Here is a 17,398-nt window from a genome sequence, read left to right on the forward strand (position 1 = left end):
CGCCCGCGCCCGCCCCGAACTGGAGGAAGCGGTCCCTTCCGACCTCGGGATGCGCTACGCCGTCCTGTCTGACGTCCACGCCAACCTGGAGGCGCTGGAGGTGGTCCTGGCCGACCTGACCGCGCGCCGCCCGGACGCGGTCCTGTGCCTGGGAGACTTCGTGGGCTACGGTCCGGACCCGGTCGCCTGCGTGACGCGGCTGCGCCCGCTGCTACGGGGAGCGGTCCTCGGCAACCACGACGCCGCGGTGGTGGACCCTCAGGACACCCTGGCCGCCCGCTTCAACCCCTATGCCTACGAGGCGGCCCTGTGGACCCGCCGCCAGCTGACCGACGCGGTGCGGTCCTACCTGCAGGGGCTGCCCCACCGCTTGACCCTGGACGGGATCCTGTGCGTGCACGGCAGCGCGCGCGATCCCATCGAAGAGTACATTCTGGACGCGGAGACGGCCCGGGCCAGTTTTCGGGCGGCCCCCTTCGAGCTGTGTCTGGTGGGGCACACCCACATCCCGGCGGTGTTCACCGAGGCCGGCGAGGCGGTGACGGCCGAGCCGCTGCTGCCCGGGAGGCCGGTGCGGCTGCGCCCGGACCGCCGGTACATCATCAACGTCGGCAGCGTCGGCCAGCCGCGGGACGGCGACCCCCGGGCCGCCTACCTGTGGCTGGACACCGACGCCCGGGAGGTGCTTGTGGTCCGCCTGGCGTATCCCCTGGCCCGCACCCAGCAGAAGATGCGGGCCGCCGGCCTGCCGCCCATCCTGGCGGAGCGGCTGGCTTACGGACGGTAGGCGGAGGCATCGCTGTGCGCGGAGGAGGCCGATGACGGGACGGACGATCACCATCGAGGACCTGCTGGCCCTGCGATGGATCAGCGACCCCCAGGTGAGCCCGGACGGACGCCGGGTGGTCTGCGTGGTGACGGTGGTGGACCGGGAGGCCGACACCTACCGGTCGCACCTGTGGGTGGTGCCCGCGGACGGCGGGGAGATGCGCCAGTTCACCACCGGCGCGCACCGGGACACCCTGCCCCGCTGGTCTCCGGACGGCCGGTGGATCGCGTTCCTGTCCGATCGCGATGCCCCGGCCGGGGGACGGCGGGTGCGGGGTCTGTACGTCATCCCCGCCGACGGCGGGGAGGCGCGGCTGCTGGTTCCGCCCGCATACGCGCCCTCGGAGGCGAGCTGGTCTCCCGACGGCCGCCTCCTGGCCTGTGTGGGCAAGCCCCCCCACAAGGAGCCCGCCAGCGACGTGCGGGTCATCACCCGCATCCGGTACAAGGCCGACGGGGAGGGACTGTGGGATGGCCGGTACCGCCACATCTTCATCGTGGCGCTGGCCGGCGGGGAACCCCGACAGGTGACCGACGGGGACTACGATCACGCGGACCCGGCGTGGTCTCCCGACGGCCGCCACCTGGCGTTCGTCGCCAACCGGGATCCGGACGCCGACGTCACCAACGTGACCGACGTGTGGGTGGTGCCCGCCGACGGCGGCTCCCCGCGCCGGCTGACCCGGTCGGTGGGCCCCTGCCAGTTCCCGTCCTGGTCTCCCGACGGCACCCGGATCGCCTACTATGGCCACGACAACGCGGCCATGGGCGCCACCAACATCGGGCTGTGGGTCGTGCCGGCGGCCGGCGGCGAACCGGTCCACCTCACCCGCCACTACGACCGCAGCCTGGGCCACCACATCATCACCGACATGCGGGCGCATCCGCGGATCGGCGGCCCGGCCTGGACGGCCGACGGGCGGCGCCTGGTGGTGCTCATTGCCGACGGCGGCACCACCCAGATCGGGGAGGTGGATGCGGCCACCGGCTCGGTGCGGGCGGTCACCGCGGGCCGCCAGGAGATCTACGGCCTGTCGGTGGATCCCGACCGGGCGGCGGCGGTGGTGGCGGCCAGCGACCCGCTGACCCCCGGGGACCTGTGGCGGGTGGACCTGGCCGACGGCGGAATGCGCCGCCTGACGTCGGTGAACCACGCCCTGCTGTCCGAACTGACCCTGGCGGAGCCGCAGCGGTTTGTCTGCCCGGGGGCCGACGGGTGGCCGGTGGAGGGGTGGGTGCTGCTGCCGCCCGGCCGGCAGGAGGGCCGCCACCCCACCGTCCTGCAGGTGCACGGAGGCCCCCACGGAGCGTACGGGGAGGCGTTCGTCCACGAATTTCAGGTCCTGGCGGCTTCCGGCTTCGCCGTGGTCTACACCAACCCCCGCGGCAGCCAGGGCTACGGGCAGGCCGTCACGGCCGCCACGCGCCACGACTGGGGCGGCAAGGATTACGAGGATCTCATGGCGGCGCTGGACGCCGCCCTCCAGCGGTTTTCGTCCCTGGACCCCGACCGGCTGGGCGTGGCCGGCGGCAGCTACGGGGGCTACATGACCACGTGGATCATCGGCCACACCGACCGCTTCAAGGCGGCGGTGACGATGCGCTCCATCAGCAACCACCTCAGCCAGTGGGGCACCAGCGACCTGGCCTACATGAAGGGCTTCTGGGAGTTTCCCGGCGACCCGTGGGAGGCGCCCACCTGGTACTGGGAGCGGTCGCCTCTGGCCTACGTGGCCCGGATCACCACGCCGCTGCTGATCCTGCACGGCGAGCAGGACCTGCGCTGTCCCATCGGCGAGGCCGAGCAGCTGTTTGCGGCCCTGATGAAGTTGCGCCGCCGCGTGGTGTTCGTGCGGTTTCCCGACGCCAGCCACGATCTGTCCCGCACCGGCCGTCCCACCCACCGGGTGGAGCGGCTGCGGTGGATCGTGCGCTGGTTCACCGAGCACCTCGCGCAGCCCGCCCCGCCGGCGGCGGTGGCCGCCGGAGAGAGCCGGTGACGCGGACGCCCCGGCGGGCCGCGGGCCCCCGGATCTACACCCGCGCCGGCGATGCCGGCGAGACCGGGCTCATCGGCGGGCGCCGGGTGCCCAAGGACCACCCGCGGGTGGAGGCCTACGGTGCCGTGGACGAGCTGAACGCCCACCTGGGTGCCGTGCGCGCCCTGGCCCGGGCGCGGGAGGTGACCGCCCTGCTGGGCGAGATCCAGCATCGGCTGTTCGACCTGGGGGCCGAGCTGGCCACCCCGCCGACGCACATCCCACCGGCGGGCGTGCGCGCCGAGGACGTGGCCGCCCTGGAGCGCGCCATCGACCGGTACCAGGACCGCCTGGCGCCCCTGCGCGCGTTCGTCCTGCCGGGGGGAACCCCTCTCGCGGCGTCGCTGCACGTGGCGCGGGCCGTGTGCCGGCGGGCCGAGCGCCGGGTGGTGGCGCTGGCGCGGGCCGAGCCGGTGCGGCCCGAGGTGCTGCAGTACCTCAACCGCCTGTCGGACCTGCTGTTCGTCCTGGCGCGCGAGGCCAACCGGGCCGCCCGTCGGGCGGACGTCCTCTGGCAGCGCCGGGCGTAGCGCCTGGGGGCGTCTGCCCGGCCGACATCCCCCGCCGTCTGCCGCGGCCGGCCGGAGGGGCTCCGTCAGGCTCGTCCGGTCAGCCTCCGCCACAGCCACAGCAGCGGGTCGTAGTGGCGGTCGACGACACGCTCCTTCAGCGGGATGATGGCGTTGTCGGTGATGCGGATGTTCTCCGGGCACACCTCGGTGCAGCAGCGGGTGATGTTGCAGAACCCCACCCCCGCCCGGGACCGGACGAAGGCGGTCCGGTCGGCGGTGTCCAGGGGGTGCATCTCGTAGGCCGCCAGGAGCACCAGAAACCGCGGGCCGGCGAACACCGCCGTGTTCTCCGGGTGGTCGCGGATCACGTGGCAGACGTCCTGGCACAGGAAGCACTCGATGCACTTGCGGAACTCCTGGACCCGTTCCACCTCGTGCTGGTACATGCGCCTCTTCCCGTCGGGGCCGGGGGGCGCGGGCTGAAAGGGCGGGATGGTACGGGCCACCTCGAAGTTCCAGGAGACGTCGGTGACCAGGTCCTTGATGACGGGAAACGCGCGCAGGGGGGCCACGGTGACCGGCTCGCCGTCCCGGACCACCTCGGTCAGGCGGGTCATGCACATCAGGCGCGGGTGGCCGTTCACCTCGGCCGAACAGGAGCCGCACTTGCCCGCCTTGCAGTTCCACCGCACCGCCAGGTCGGGGGCCTGCTCGGCCTGCACCGTCCGCACCGCGTCCAGGACCACCATACCTTCGACGGGCCGCACGCGGTAGTCGCGGAACTCCCCGCCGGAGGCGGTGCCGCGCCAGATGCGCAGGGTAACCTCCCTCTGTGCGTTCATCGCGTCTCCTCCAGAATCGCCCGCAGGTCGTCGGGCAGGGGCGGGATGGGCTGGCGGCGCAGGAGCAGCGCGCCGTTGCGGCGGGCCACCACGATGTTCACCCGCCCCAGCTCGGGGTCGGCCTGGGGGTAGTCGGTGCGGCTGTGGCCGCCGCGGGTTTCCCGCCGCTCCAGGGCCGACAGCGTGACCGCCTCGGCCACCGACAGCATCGAGTAGACGTCGCGGGCGGCGTGCCAGCCGGGGTTGTACTGACGGCCCCCCGAGACCCGCATCCGCGCCGCCCGCTCGCGCAGCGCGGCAATCTTGTCGAGGGCCGTGCGCATCCCCGCCTCGTCCCGGAAGATGCCCACGTGGTCCTGCATGACCTCCTGCAGGGCCGCCTGCAGGTCAAAGGGGCTCTCTTCCCCGCGGGCCTCAAAGGGCCGCAGCAGCTCGGCCGCCGCGTCGTCCAGCTGGTCCCGGCTGACGGTGGGGGACGTGCCGGAGGTGCCGGCGTACCGCGCGGCGTACAGCCCGGCGCGCCGGCCGAAGACCAGCAGGTCCGTCAGCGAGTTGCCCCCCAGCCGGTTGGCCCCGTGCAGGCCGCCGGCGATCTCCCCGGCGGCGAACAGGCCGGGGAGGGTGGCCGCCGCCGTCTCGGCGTCCACGCGCACCCCTCCCATGGCGTAATGGCAGGTGGGGTACACCTCCATGGGCTGGCGGGTGATGTCGATGCCGGCCAGCTGCAGGAACTGGTGGTACATGGAGGGCAGCCGCCTCTTGATATAGTCCGCGGGCCGGCGGCTGGCGATGTCCAGGTACACGCCGCCGTGCGGGGTGCCCCGCCCGGCCTTCACCTCAAAGTAGATGGCGCGGGTCACCTCGTCCCGGGGCAGCAGTTCGGGAGGCCGGCGGTTGTGCTTCTTGTCGGTGTACCACCGGTCGGCCTCCTCCTCGGTCTCCGCCGTCTCGGCCCGGAAGAACTCGGGGATGTAGTCGAACATGAACCGCCGCCCCTGGGCGTTGAGCAGCACCCCACCGTCCCCACGCACGCCCTCGGTGACCAGAATCCCCCGGGCGCCGGGCGGCCACACCATGCCCGTGGGGTGGAACTGCACCATCTCCATGTCCAGCAGCTCGGCGCCCGCGTCCAGGGCCAGAGCGATGCCGTCGCCGGTGCTCTCCCAGGACATGGACGTGTACTTCCAGACCTTCCCGAACCCTCCCGTGGCCAGGACCACGGCGGGCGCCCGGAACACCACGAACTCTCCCGTGTCCCGCCGGTATCCGAAGGCCCCCGCGATGCGCCCGGCGTCGGTGAGCAGCCGGGTGATGGTGCACTCCATGAAGACGTCCACCGACGGCAGGGACAGCAGCCGGTACTGCAGGGTGCGGATGATCTCCAGCCCCGTCCGGTCGCCCACATGGCACAGGCGGGCGTAGCGGTGGCCGCCGAAATCCCGCTGGGAGATCAGGCCCTCGGGGGTGCGATCGAAGACCGCGCCCCACTCCTCCAGCTCCAGGATCCTCTCGGGGGCTTCCTTGGCGAAGATCTCCACCATGCGCCAGTTGTTGAGCAACTTGCCGCCCCGCATGGTGTCCCGGAAGTGCACCCGCCAGTTGTCCTCGGGCCAGATGTTGCCCAGGGCGGCGGCCGCGCCCCCCTCGGCCATCACCGTGTGGGCCTTGCCCAGCAGCGATTTGCAGACCAGGGCCGTGCGGGCGCCCTGGGTGGCCGCCTCGATGGCCGCCCGCAGCCCGGCCCCGCCCGCACCCACCACCACCACGTCGTAGTCGTGAATCTCGTACGCCTCGCGCGCCATCACAGGATCCTCACGTCGGTCAGCACGCCCACGGACAGCAGGTAGACGTACAGGTCGGCCAGGGCCACCATGCCCAGGGCCAGCCAGAAGAACAGGCCGTGATAGGGGTTCAAGCGGCTGACGGCCTGCCACAGGCGGGCCCGCAGCGGGGCCCGGCTGAAGGCGTCCACGTGGCCGCCGCACAGGTGCCGGCAGGCGTGGCAGGAGGCGGTGTACAGGGTGAGCAGGAGGGCGTCGGCCAGGATGACCAGGGAGCCCACGCCCACCCCCGGCCCGTCGGGGAACCGGAAGGCCACCGTGACGTCCCACCAGTGGACGGCCACGATGGGCAGGATCAGCCAGAAGAAGTAGCGGTGCAGGTTCTGCAGGACCCACGGGAACCGCGTCTCCCCCGTGTAGACCGCGGGGCGGTCCCGCACCGCGCAGGCGGGCGGCGCCCAGAACACCGCCCGGTAGTACACCCGGCGGGCGTAGTAACAGGTGACCCGGAATCCCAGCGGCACCCACAGGACGAGCAACGCCGGCGTGAACCGCCACCAGCCGCCGATCCACCGCGCGGTGGCGTGGGCGCAGGCCTCGGCCACGCACGGAGAGTAAAACGGCGAGATGTACGGCGGCACGTAGTAGTGGGCGTTCATCAGGGCGCGCCAGGTGGCGTAGGCCACGAACGCCGCCAGGGCGACCAGGATCAGGACCACATCCCTCCACCACGGGTCGCGGCGCAGCGTCGCAGCCGCCCAGGGTGCCGGCGGCGCCCCCACCGCTCCCCGCTCGTCCCACAGCCAGCGTCTGCTCATCGCCGACCTCCCGTCGTGCGGCCCTGTGGTGGTGCGAGATCCGCGCCTATCCTCCGCCGCCGGCGCCGTGCAGGCCGGGAGCGGTCATGCGGGCGGGGTCCAGGATCTCCTGCAGCTGGGCGTCGCTGAGGCCCAGCATCTCCCGGGCCACTTCCCGGATGGTGCGGCCGGTGGCGGCGGCCTGCTTGGCCACCTCGGCGGCGCGGTCGTACCCCACCACCGGCGCCAGGGCGGTGGCCAGCATCAGCCCCCGCTCCACCGACGCCGGCCCGGCCTCGGTGGCCTCCAGCCCCCGCACGCACTGGCGGGCGAAGTTCTGGGACGCCGCCGCCAGCACGGCGATGGCCTGCAGGAGGTTGTAGGCCATCACCGGCATCATGGTGTTCAGCTCGAAGTTCCCCCACTGGTTGCCCAGGGCCACCACCAGGTCGGTGCCCTGCACCTGGGCGCAGACCTGGATCACCGATTCGGGGATCACGGGGTTGACCTTGCCGGGCATGATGGACGACCCGGGCTGCACCGCCGGCAGCTTCAGCTCACCCAGCCCGGCCCGGGGGCCCGATCCCATCCAGCGGATGTCGTTGGCGATCTTCATCAGCGCCGTGGCATACGCCCGCAGGGCGCCTGAGGTGAACACCAGGGCGTCCAGGCAGGACTGGGCCTGGAAGTGGTTGGTGGTCTCCCGCACCTCGGTGCCGGCCAGCTGGCTGAGCCGGGCACAGGCCCGCGCGGCGAACTCGGGGTGGGCGTTGACGCCCGTGCCCACCGCCGTGCCTCCCAGGGGGACCTCCCGCAGGTCTTCGGCGGCGGTCCGGATCCGCCGGATCGCCCGCTGGACCTGCCCGGCGTATCCGGTGAACTCCTGCCCCAGGCGGATAGGGGTGGCGTCCATGAGGTGGGTCCGGCCGGTCTTGATGATGTCGGCGAATGCCACCGCCTTCTCCTCCAGCGCCTGCTGCAGCTCCTCCAGCGCCGGCAGCAGGCGCCCCTCGATGTCCAGCAGGGCGGCCAGGTGAATGGCGGTGGGGATGACGTCGTTGCTGGACTGGCAGAGGTTCACGTGGTCGTTGGGGTGGACCAGACGGCTCCCCCGCTCGCCTCCCAGCAGTTCGGTGGCGCGGTTGGCGATCACCTCATTGGCGTTCATGTTGGTGGACGTGCCCGAGCCGGTCTGGAAGATGTCCACCACGAACTGATCGTCGAACTTTCCCTCGGCCACCTCCGCCGCCGCCCGGGCGATGGCCTCGCCCGTCCGTCGGTCCAGCAGGCCCAGGTCCATATTGACCTCGGCGGCGGCCCGCTTGATGAGGCCCAGGGCCCGCAGGAAGGACCGCGGGAACCGCAGTCCGCTGATGGGGAAGTTGCGCACCGCCCGGGCCGTGGACGCGCCATAGTAGGCCTCCCGGGGGACCGGCATCTCGCCCAGGGAGTCCCGCTCGATGCGCGTCTCCGGCGGGGCGCCGGGTGCCCGCGCCGGCCGGATGACCCGCCGGCTGACCCGGCGGGCGCGCTTGCGCGACGTCGCGCGTGCCATCTGTCGTCACCTCCCGCGCCGGATCTGGCGCAGCCGCGCGCTGCGCTCTTCGATGTCGGCCCGCATATCCCGCAGGTGCGCCCGCAGGGCCCGCCGCGCCCCCGCCGGCTGGCGCCGCCGCAAGGCGCGGAGGATGGCCCGGTGAAACTGCAGGGCCCGCTGGGGGCTGCTCTGGCGCCGCCCGGTCTTCTCCCGCGAGCGCAGCCACATCTCGTTGAGGTGGCGCATGAGGCTGGTCAGGACCGGATTGCCGGTGGCCTCCGCCAGCTGGGCGTGGAAGGCCAGGTCCCCGGCCACGTCGTGGCGGCCGGCGGCCAGGTCCCGCTCCCGGGCCTGCAGCAGCGCCTCCAGAGCGTCCAGGTCTTCCCGGGTGGCCCGCCCGGCGGCCAGGGTCACGATGCCCTCCTCGACGATGGCCCGGGCCTCCAGGACGTCCAGGAGGAAGGTACGTTCGGACAGCAGGCTGTAGACGGCGGGGTCCAGGGGGGCGGACGGGGCGGCGGCCACGAACGTCCCCTCGCCCGGCCGCACGTCCACCACGCCCAGGTAGTCCAGGACCCGCAGGCCCTCGCGCACCGACTGGCGGCTCACCGACAGCCGGTCGGCCAGCTCCCGCTCCCCGGGCAGGCGGTCCCCCGGGGCCAGGTGCTGGGAGGCGATGAGGTCCTGAATCTGGCGGACGACGTCCTCGTAGATCCGGCTGCGGCGGATCGGCTGGAACAGGCGCCCGGGTGCGGCCATGGGAGGACTGCTGGTCTGACCAGCAGTCCGCTTTCAGCCTACCCCGGTGCGGCGGCCGAGTCAATAACGGGAGGAGAGGGGAAGGCGGACGGAACGGCATAGGAGCCTTCCCTCTTCCTTCATCCCTCTTCCTTCTTCCCTCCGTATTCCCCCTGCGCTACACTGATCGCGGTCCGAGATATCTCCGAGACATCTGCGGGCGCGTGGAGGGTCTGTCATGTCGGCGCTGGAAACGCTCACGCCCCCTGCCGAGGGTCAGCGCATCGAGGTCCGGGACGGCCGCCTGGTGGTGCCCGACCAGCCCATCATCCCCTTCATCGAGGGCGACGGGACGGGGCCGGACATCTGGCGCGCCAGCCGGCGGATCTTCGACGCCGCCGTGCAGGCGGCCTACGGGGGCCGCCGGCGCATCGTGTGGTTCGAGGTGTACGCCGGCGAGAAGGCCTACAAGCTCTTTGGCACGTGGCTGCCCGAAGATACCCTGCGGGCCTTCCAGCACTACGTGGTCGGCATCAAGGGCCCCCTCACCACGCCGGTGGGGGGCGGGTTCCGCAGCCTCAACGTGGCCCTGCGCCAGCTGCTGGACCTGTACGCCTGCGTGCGGCCCGTGCGGTGGTTCGAGGGGGTGCCCAGCCCGGTGCGGCATCCCGAGCGGCTGAACGTGGTCATCTTCCGGGAGAACACCGAAGACATCTATGTGGGCTTCGAGCATCCCAGCCAGTCCCCGGAGGCGCGCCGGCTGATTGAGTTCGTCCGGCGGGAGTTCGGCTGGCAGGTCCGCGAGGACTCGGGCATCGGCCTGAAGCCCATGAGCCCCTTCGGGACCAAGCGGCTGGTGCGCAAGGCCATCCGGTACGCCCTGGAGCGCGGCCGGCGCAGCGTGACCCTGGTGCACAAGGGCAACATCATGAAGTACACCGAGGGCGCCTTCCGGGAGTGGGGGTATCAGGTGGCCCGGGAGGAGTTCGGCGACGTCACCGTCACCTGGGAGGAGGTCCAGCGCGACCACGGCGGCCAGGTGCCGCCCGGCCGGCTGCTGATCCAGGACTCCATCGCGGATGTGACCTTCCAGCACCTGCTGATCCGGCCGCAGGACTTCGACGTGATCGCCACCGGGAACCTCAACGGCGACTACCTCTCCGACGCGGCGGCGGCGCAGGTGGGAGGCATCGGCATGGCCCCGGGGGGCAACATCGGCGACGTGCACGCCGTGTTCGAGGCCACCCACGGAACGGCCCCGAAGTACGCCAACCTGGACAAGGTCAATCCCACCTCGGTCACCCTGTCGGGGGTCATGATGCTGGAGTACCTGGGGTGGACCGAGGCCGCCCAGCGGATCGTGCGGGCTCTGGAGAAGACCTTCCGCCAGAAGATTGTGACCTATGACCTGGCCCGCCTGATGGACGGCGCGCGGGAGGTGCGGACCAGCGAGTTCGCCAGCGCCGTCATCGACAACATGGAGTGACGGGCGGCCGGGTCGGCCGGAGGCCAGGGAAAAGGGAGGACGGAAGAGGGAAGAGGGAGGGGCCGGCGGGGTGTCGGGATCGGGAGACGCGTCCGACCATCCCGGACCCTGACCGTTGTCTCTTCCCCGTCGCGCGCGGGAGGGGTCACCATGCGGCCCAAGGTGTCCATCGTCGGAGCGGGGATGGTCGGCCATACCGCCGCCCACTGGCTGGCGGCCGAGGAGCTGGCGGATCTGGTGCTGGTGGACATCATCGAGAAGATGCCCCAGGGCAAGGCTCTGGACCTGGCCCAGGCCCTGCCCATCCGGGGCGTGGACCTGACGGTGGTGGGCAGCAACGGGTACGAGGAGACGGCGGGCTCGCAGGTGGTGGTCATCGTGGCCGGCGTGGCCCGCAAGCCCGGGATGACCCGGGAGCAGCTGCTGGACACCAACGCCGGCATCGTGCGCGGGGTGGTGGAGCAGGTGGTCCGCTACTCGCCCGAGGCCATCCTGCTGGTGGTCACCAACCCCCTGGACGCCATGACCTACCTCACCTGCAAAGTGTCGGGCTTTCCGCGGCACCGGGTGGTCGGCCAGTCGGGCGCCCTGGACTCGACGCGCTTCCGCACCTTCCTCGCCCGGGAGGTAGGGGTCTCGGTGGAGGACGTGCACGCCATGGTGATCGGCGCCCACACCGACAAGGACATGGTTCCCCTGCCGCGGTTCGCCCACGTGGGCGGCGTGCCGCTGGACCACCTGCTGCCGGCCGAGCGGATCCAGGCGGTGGTGGCCCGCACCCGGCGCGGGGGGGCGGAAATCACCGAACTGATGGGCATCAGCGCGTTCTTCGCCCCGGGGGCCGCCATCGCCCAGATGGTGGAGGCCATCCTGCGGGACAAGAAGCGCCTGGTCCCCTGCAGCGTGTACCTGGACGGGGAGTATGGCGAGCGCGACGTGTGCATCGGGGTGCCGGTGGTCCTGGGGGCACGCGGGGTCGAGCGCATCATCGAGCTTCCCCTGGACGCCCAGGAGCGGGCGGCGTTTGCGGCCTCGGTGGCGGCGGTGCGGGAGATGATCGGGGCGCTGAAACTGTAGGCCGTGAAGCTCCACGAGTTCCAGGCCAAGGAGCTGTTCGCCCGCTACGGGATCCCCGTCCAGCGGGGCGCAGTGGTGGAGCGCCCCGACCAGATCGACGCGCTGGACCTTCGCTATCCCGTGGTCCTGAAGGCCCAGGTCCTGGTGGGAGGGCGGGGCAAGGCCGGCGGCATCCGCCTGGCGTCCACTCCCCGGGAGGCCGCGGCGGTGGCGGCGGCGTTGCTGGGCATGGAGATCCGGGGCGAACGGGTCCGGCGGCTGCTGGTGGCCGAAGCCGCGGAGATCGCCGCCGAGTACTACCTGGCGTTCACCGTGGACCGCTCGGCCCGCCGGCTGGTGGCGGTGGCGTCGGCGGCGGGGGGTGTGGACATCGAGGAGGTGGCCCGCGCCACGCCCGAGGCGATCGCCCGGCTGCCGGTGGACCCATGGGTGGGGTTCCTGCCCTACCACGCCCGGCGGCTGGGGCGGGCCATCGGCCTGAGCGGGCCGCTCCTGGGGGAGTTCGCCGGCGTCGCCACCGCTCTGTACCGGCTGGTCGCCGAGCAGGATGCCGAGCTGGCCGAGATCAACCCCCTGGGGGTGGTGGGCGGCCACCTGCTGGCCGTCGACGCCAAGGTGGTGGTGGATGACAACGCGCTGTTCCGCCACCCGGAACTGCCGGCCAGCGAGGAGCTGACGGACCTGGAGCGCCTGGCCCGGGCGGCGGGTCTGTCCTACGTGGAGCTGGACGGGGACATCGCCATCGTCGGCAACGGCGCCGGGCTGGTGATGGCCACGCTGGACATGGTCGCCCACTTCGGGGGGCGGCCGGCTAACTTCCTGGACGTGGGCGGCGGAGCGACCACCGAGAACATGCGGCAGGCCATCGAGATTGCCCTGCGCAAGCCGGGGGTGCGGGTCCTGTTCATCAACATCTTTGGCGGCATCACCCGCTGTGACGACATCGCCCGCGGCATCGTGAGCGCCCTGCCTCCGGTGCCCCTGGTGGTGCGCCTGACGGGGACCAACGAGGAGCAGGGCCAGCAGATCCTCCAGCAGGCCGGCATCCACGCGTTCGTGGATCCCGATGACGCCGCCCGGCAGGCCGTGGCCCTCGCATCCCGGCGGTGAGGCGATCCCTCTGGCTCCTGGCGCTGCTGCTGGCCGCGGTCCTGGCCGCGGGCCTGCCCGCGGCGGCCAGGACCGTCGTCCGCCACGTGGTGGTCCTCAGCGCCGACGGGGCCCGCGCCGACGCGGTGGCCGCCGCCTGGCCTGCGGAGCGCCTGGCGGGCGCCGCCTACACCTGGTCGGCCCGCACCACGCTGCCCAGCACGACCCTGCCCTCCCACGTCTCGATGCTGTCGGGGGTGGGGACCGCCGTGCACGGCGTGCGCGTCAACACCTGGTCGCCCGGGCAGGGCTACCTGGACCGGCCCACGGCGTTCACGGTGGCGGCCGGCGCAGGGATGGCCACCGCGGCGTTCGTCGCCAAGGCCAAGCTGCGGTACCTGCTGCCCCCGGCAGCGGTCCGCCACGTGGCCGTCCTGCCCTTCCCGCGCGCTGACCAGGCGGAGGTGGCGCGCCGGGCCGCCTCCTACCTGGAGGAGGCCCGTCCGCACCTGCTGTTTGTGCACGTGGCCGATCCCGATGCCGAAGGGCACCGCGCCGGCTGGATGTCCGAGCCCTACCGGCGGGCAGTGGCTCGCCTGCCGGACACGGTGCAGGTGTTGCGGGACGCGCTGGACCGCCTGGGCGCCGCCTACCTGCTCATCCTCACCGCCGACCACGGGGGCCACGGGCGCGTCCACGGCAGTGCCGACCCTCAGGATGTGACCATTCCGTGGATCGCCTGGGGTGCGGTGTCCCCGGGGCCGCTGCGGCGGCCGGTGGTGACCTACGATACCGCGGCCACAGTGGTGGCGGCGCTGGGGCTGGCCGTGCCCGCCGGCTGGCAGGGCACTCCGGTCCTGCTGCCGGCGGGGGGCCCCTGACGGCCACCGGGCGGACGACACGGAAAGCGACACGGACGCGGAGGGAGTGACGTGGCGATTCTGGTCTCGGCCGACACGCGGGTGGTGGTGTGGGGGATGACCGGCTACCAGGGGCAGTTCCACACGGCCCGGATGCTGGAGTTCGGCACCCGGGTGGTGGCCGGCGTCACCCCCGGCAAGGGCGGCCAGACGGTCCACGGGGTGCCGGTGTTCGAGACCGGCGAGGAGGCGGTGCGGGCCACCGGGGGGACCGCCGCCTGCCTGTTCGTCCCCGCCCGCTTTGCCCGCGAAGCGGCCCTGGAGGCTATCGAGCTGGGGATGGACCCGGTGGTCATCATCACCGAGGGGATTCCCGTGCAGGACACCATCCAGATCGTCGACCAGGCGCAGCGGCGCGGCGTGCGGGTGGTGGGCCCCAACGGTCCGGGCCTGGCGGCTCCCGGCCGCTGCAAGATCGGTATCATGCCCAACTCGCTGTTTCTCCCGGGCCCGGTGGGGGTGGTCTCCCGCAGCGGCACCCTCACCTACGAGATCGTCGCCAGCCTGACGCGACGGGGCATCGGTCAGAGCACGGCCGTGGGCCTGGGGGGCGACCCGGTGGTGGGGATGAGCTTTACCGACGCCCTGCAGCTCTTCGAGACGGACCCCCAGACGCGGGCCGTGGTCCTCATCGGGGAGATCGGGGGCAGCGCGGAGGAGGAGGCGGCTGCCTTCATCCGGTCCGGAGGGATGTCCAAGCCGGCGGTGGCCTACATCGCCGGGCGCACCGCGCCCCCGGGCAAGCGCATGGGGCACGCCGGCGCCGTCATCTCCGGGACGGCCGGCACGGCGGCCAGCAAGGTGGAGGCCCTGCAGGCGGCCGGGGTCCGCGTGGCCGCCCTCCCCACGGCCGTCGCCGACCTGGTGGCCGGCCATCTCTAGCCGGCGGGGGCGGTCCCCCATGGCGGGATTCGTCCTGCGGTGGGCGATCAATGCCGCGGCCATCTATCTGACGGCCCTGCTTCTGCCCGGGGTGCGGGTGCCGGGGGTGGGCGCCGCGGTGGTGGCGGCGCTGGTCCTGGGCGTGGTCAACGCGGTGATCCGCCCGCTGGTCTTCGTCCTCACCCTGCCGCTGACCATCCTGACCCTGGGGCTGTTCACCCTGGTGGTCAACGCGTTGATGCTGTCGCTGGTGGCCGCCCTGACCGCCCTGGAGGTCACCAGCTTCTGGTGGGCGGTGGCGGGCGCACTGCTCATCTCCCTGATCAGCACGGCGCTGAGCGCCCTGCTCGCCCGCTGAGGTTTCCCGCCCGGCGCGGTCCCAGGCTCCAGGTCGCGTACGGACCGCGGGCCCCCGGGTCCCGCCGGCGCAGGGAGGGCGTGGTACACTGATCCCCGCGGGCGGCCGGCCCCGGCCGCCCGGCAGGGAGGGGGTTCCGTGGCGCGACCTGCGGCCCTGCAGCAAATGGGGATCCGGCCGGAGGGCAGCCTGCAGTTCGTCATCATCACCGGCCTGTCCGGCGCCGGGAAGTCGAACGCCATGAAGGTGTTCGAGGACCTGGGCTACTTCTGCGTGGACAACCTCCCTCCGGCGCTGCTACCCAAGTTCGCCGAGCTGTGCCTGCAGTCGGACCGCATCCACCACGTCGCCGTCGCCATCGACGTGCGCGGGGGCGAGTTCTTCAACGACTTTTTCATGGCCCTCGACCAGCTGGCCGCCTTCGGGCTGCCGGCGCGCATCCTGTTTCTGGACGCCTCCGACGACGTCCTGGTGCGGCGCTACGAGGAGACGCGCCGCAAGCATCCTCTGGCGCAGGCCGGGGGCATCCTGGAGGGCATCCGGGAGGAGCGGCGGCGGCTGGAGGCGGTCAAGGAGAGGGCCGACTGGATCGTGGACACCTCCACCCTCACGGTGCGGGAGCTGCGGGACGCCATCGTGCAGACCTTCCTCCGCGGCGTGCCGCCCGGCACCCTCGCGGTGACCGTGATGTCCTTCGGGTACAAGTACGGCCTCCCCCTGGACGCCGACATGGTCCTGGACGTGCGCTTCCTGCCCAACCCCCACTACGACGAGGCCCTCCGCCCCCTGCCCGGACACAGCCCCCCCGTGCGGGAGTTCGTCCTGGGCGCCCCGGCCACCCAGGAGTTCCTCCGCCGCCTGCGGGACCTGCTGGACTACCTGCTGCCCCAGTTTGTGGCCGAAGGCAAGGCCCACCTCACCATCGCGCTGGGGTGCACCGGGGGCAAGCACCGGTCGGTGGTCCTGGCCGACGAGCTGGCCGCCCACCTGGGCGGGCGGGGCTACCGCGTGGCGGTCCGCCACCGGGACGTCGGCAAGGAGTAGCCCGTGGACCGCCCCCTCCGCCCGGCCTGGCTGCGCTGGCTGGCCCCCGGGCTGGGCGTCAAGCGCTACGTGGCGCTGATGGCCGCCGGCATCCTCGCCCTGTCGGCGGGGACGATGCTCATGATCAACGTCCAGCCGCTGGGGTGGGTGGAGTCCCTGGTGTTCCGGGCAACCCTGCGGGTGTTGAGGGTGACCGGAGGACGCCTGTCGGCGACGGGCGTGGCCGTGGTCCTGCTGGCCGGCGGCGTGGCCGCGGTCTTTGCAGGACTGCGGGGGACGGTGCGGTCGGTGGCCGACGCCCTGCTGCCCGCCGGCGGCCGCCCTCTGGTGGACGTGCTGGCCCGCCAGCGCCAGCGCCGCCGGGGCCCCCACGTGGTGGTGGTGGGCGGGGGGACGGGACTGTCCACCCTGCTGCGGGGCCTCAAAGCACATACCGACAACCTGACGGCCGTGGTCACCGTGTTCGACGACGGGGGCAGTTCGGGCCGCCTGCGTCGGGAACTGGGCGTGCTGCCGCCCGGCGACATCCGGGACTGCCTGGTGGCTCTGGCCGAGTCGGAGCCGCTTCTGACGCGCCTGTTCGAGTACCGCTTCCGGGGAGGGGCGCTGGACGGCCACGCCTTCGGGAATCTCTTCCTGGCCAGCCTCACGGGCGTGACCGGCGACCTGGTGAGCGCCATCCGGGAGGCCAGCAAGGTCCTCAACATCCGGGGGCGGGTCCTGCCGTCGGCGGTGCAGGACGTGGTCCTGTGGGCCGAGTTCACCGACGGAACCGCCGTCGAGGGGGAGTCGCAGATCACCCGGGCCCGCAAGCGTATCCGGCGGGTGGGCCTGCGCCCCGCGGGCGTGGCTCCGGCGCCGGAGGTGCTGGAGGCGCTGGGGGAGGCGGACCTGATCGTGCTGGGTCCCGGGAGCCTGTACACCAGCGTGATTCCCAACCTGCTGGTGCAGGGGGTGGCCGACGCCATCCGGCGCAGCCGGGCGGTGCGGGTGTACGTGTGCAACGTCATGACCCAGCCCGGCGAGACCGACGGCTTCGCGGCCAGCGACCACGTGCGGGCTCTGGTGGACCAGGTCGGGCCCGGGCTGGTGAGCCACGTGGTGGTCAACACCCAGCGGCCCCGCCATCCGACCGTGCTGTCCCGCTATCTGGCGGAGGGGGCCGCGCCGGTGGAACCCGACCTGGACCGGGTGGCCGCCCTGGGCGTGGTGCCGGTGCCGGCCGCCCTGCTCAGTGAGGAGGATGTGCTGCGGCACGATCCGGCCCGCCTGGCGCGTCTCCTGCTGCACATCCTCCAGGATGCCTCCCGGGCGGGGGATGCGATGGTGGGCGACGGGCGCACAGGTGACGGAGGACGGCCCGGATGACGACGGCGGACGGAGCGGTGGCAGGGGACGCTGGTTGATCGCGCGAATGAGTACTGCCGGTGTGCCCGCCACCGGCGCATCGGCCGGGCGGGCGTCGAGG

The 17,398-nt window shown here is 72.7% G+C and carries 16 protein-coding genes; 11 read left to right on the top strand and 5 right to left on the bottom strand.

Features of this window, described 5'->3' with window-relative positions:
* Positions 1-49: 49 nt before the first annotated feature.
* Genes RB150_07070 through RB150_07080 form a run of 3 tightly spaced genes read left to right on the top strand, consistent with a single transcriptional unit; the run spans position 50 to position 3,397 of the window.
* A complete protein-coding gene (locus tag RB150_07070; GenBank protein ID MDQ7820294.1) occupies positions 50-787 on the top strand; it encodes a metallophosphoesterase family protein in 738 nt (245 codons plus the stop codon).
* Between the two features lie 31 nt (positions 788-818).
* Positions 819-2,828, top strand: coding sequence for a S9 family peptidase (locus tag RB150_07075; protein MDQ7820295.1), 2,010 nt, complete (start codon positions 819-821; stop codon positions 2,826-2,828).
* Complete coding sequence (locus RB150_07080) at positions 2,825-3,397, top strand: cob(I)yrinic acid a,c-diamide adenosyltransferase (GenBank protein MDQ7820296.1); 573 nt, start codon at positions 2,825-2,827, stop codon at positions 3,395-3,397. Before RB150_07075 ends, RB150_07080 begins: the two co-directional genes overlap by 4 nt.
* Before the next feature lie 65 nt (positions 3,398-3,462).
* Here RB150_07080 and RB150_07085 read toward each other — a convergent pair whose 3' ends face one another.
* Genes RB150_07085 through RB150_07105 form a run of 5 tightly spaced genes read right to left on the bottom strand, consistent with a single transcriptional unit; the run spans position 3,463 to position 9,095 of the window.
* Entirely contained in the window at positions 3,463-4,221 is a 759-nt protein-coding gene (locus RB150_07085) for a succinate dehydrogenase/fumarate reductase iron-sulfur subunit (GenBank protein MDQ7820297.1), read from the bottom strand.
* The gene (locus RB150_07090) at positions 4,218-6,023 is read right to left on the bottom strand and encodes a fumarate reductase/succinate dehydrogenase flavoprotein subunit (GenBank protein MDQ7820298.1); all 1,806 of its coding nucleotides are present in this window, start codon (positions 6,021-6,023) and stop codon (positions 4,218-4,220) included. Before RB150_07090 ends, RB150_07085 begins: the two co-directional genes overlap by 4 nt.
* On the bottom strand, positions 6,023-6,820 hold the full coding sequence (locus RB150_07095) for a hypothetical protein (protein ID MDQ7820299.1): 798 nt from the start codon (positions 6,818-6,820) through the stop codon (positions 6,023-6,025). The genes RB150_07090 and RB150_07095 overlap by 1 nt, the downstream gene beginning before the upstream one ends.
* A 46-nt stretch (positions 6,821-6,866) precedes the next feature.
* Positions 6,867-8,354 carry a class II fumarate hydratase gene (locus RB150_07100; protein MDQ7820300.1) on the bottom strand — a complete coding sequence of 496 codons (1,488 nt, stop codon included), beginning with the start codon at positions 8,352-8,354 and terminating at the stop codon, positions 6,867-6,869.
* 6 nt (positions 8,355-8,360) lie between these two features.
* Positions 8,361-9,095, bottom strand: coding sequence for a FadR/GntR family transcriptional regulator (locus RB150_07105; GenBank protein MDQ7820301.1), 735 nt, complete (start codon positions 9,093-9,095; stop codon positions 8,361-8,363).
* 217 nt (positions 9,096-9,312) lie between these two features.
* Between RB150_07105 and icd the strand changes: the two genes are divergently transcribed.
* From icd to RB150_07145, 8 genes are all read left to right on the top strand, one after another.
* Positions 9,313-10,560, top strand: coding sequence for an isocitrate dehydrogenase (NADP(+)) (icd, locus tag RB150_07110; protein ID MDQ7820302.1), 1,248 nt, complete (start codon positions 9,313-9,315; stop codon positions 10,558-10,560).
* 150 nt (positions 10,561-10,710) lie between these two features.
* Positions 10,711-11,637, top strand: coding sequence for a malate dehydrogenase (mdh, locus tag RB150_07115; GenBank protein MDQ7820303.1), 927 nt, complete (start codon positions 10,711-10,713; stop codon positions 11,635-11,637).
* Between the two features lie 3 nt (positions 11,638-11,640).
* Positions 11,641-12,747: an ADP-forming succinate--CoA ligase subunit beta gene (gene sucC / locus RB150_07120; GenBank protein MDQ7820304.1), complete on the top strand. Its 1,107-nt coding sequence runs from the start codon at positions 11,641-11,643 to the stop codon at positions 12,745-12,747.
* Complete coding sequence (locus RB150_07125) at positions 12,744-13,607, top strand: alkaline phosphatase family protein (protein ID MDQ7820305.1); 864 nt, start codon at positions 12,744-12,746, stop codon at positions 13,605-13,607. The genes sucC and RB150_07125 overlap by 4 nt, the downstream gene beginning before the upstream one ends.
* A 51-nt stretch (positions 13,608-13,658) precedes the next feature.
* Positions 13,659-14,528: a succinate--CoA ligase subunit alpha gene (gene sucD / locus RB150_07130; GenBank protein MDQ7820306.1), complete on the top strand. Its 870-nt coding sequence runs from the start codon at positions 13,659-13,661 to the stop codon at positions 14,526-14,528.
* Between the two features lie 19 nt (positions 14,529-14,547).
* Complete coding sequence (locus RB150_07135) at positions 14,548-14,886, top strand: phage holin family protein (protein ID MDQ7820307.1); 339 nt, start codon at positions 14,548-14,550, stop codon at positions 14,884-14,886.
* 138 nt (positions 14,887-15,024) lie between these two features.
* Positions 15,025-15,930 carry an RNase adapter RapZ gene (gene rapZ, locus RB150_07140; protein ID MDQ7820308.1) on the top strand — a complete coding sequence of 302 codons (906 nt, stop codon included), beginning with the start codon at positions 15,025-15,027 and terminating at the stop codon, positions 15,928-15,930.
* Positions 15,931-15,933: 3 nt separating this feature from the next.
* On the top strand, positions 15,934-17,298 hold the full coding sequence (locus RB150_07145) for a YvcK family protein (protein ID MDQ7820309.1): 1,365 nt from the start codon (positions 15,934-15,936) through the stop codon (positions 17,296-17,298).
* Positions 17,299-17,398: the final 100 nt, after the last annotated feature.

This window comes from Armatimonadota bacterium (genome assembly GCA_031081675.1).
In the GTDB taxonomy this organism is placed as follows: Bacteria; Sysuimicrobiota; Sysuimicrobiia; order Sysuimicrobiales; family Kaftiobacteriaceae; genus Calidihabitans; species Calidihabitans tengchongensis.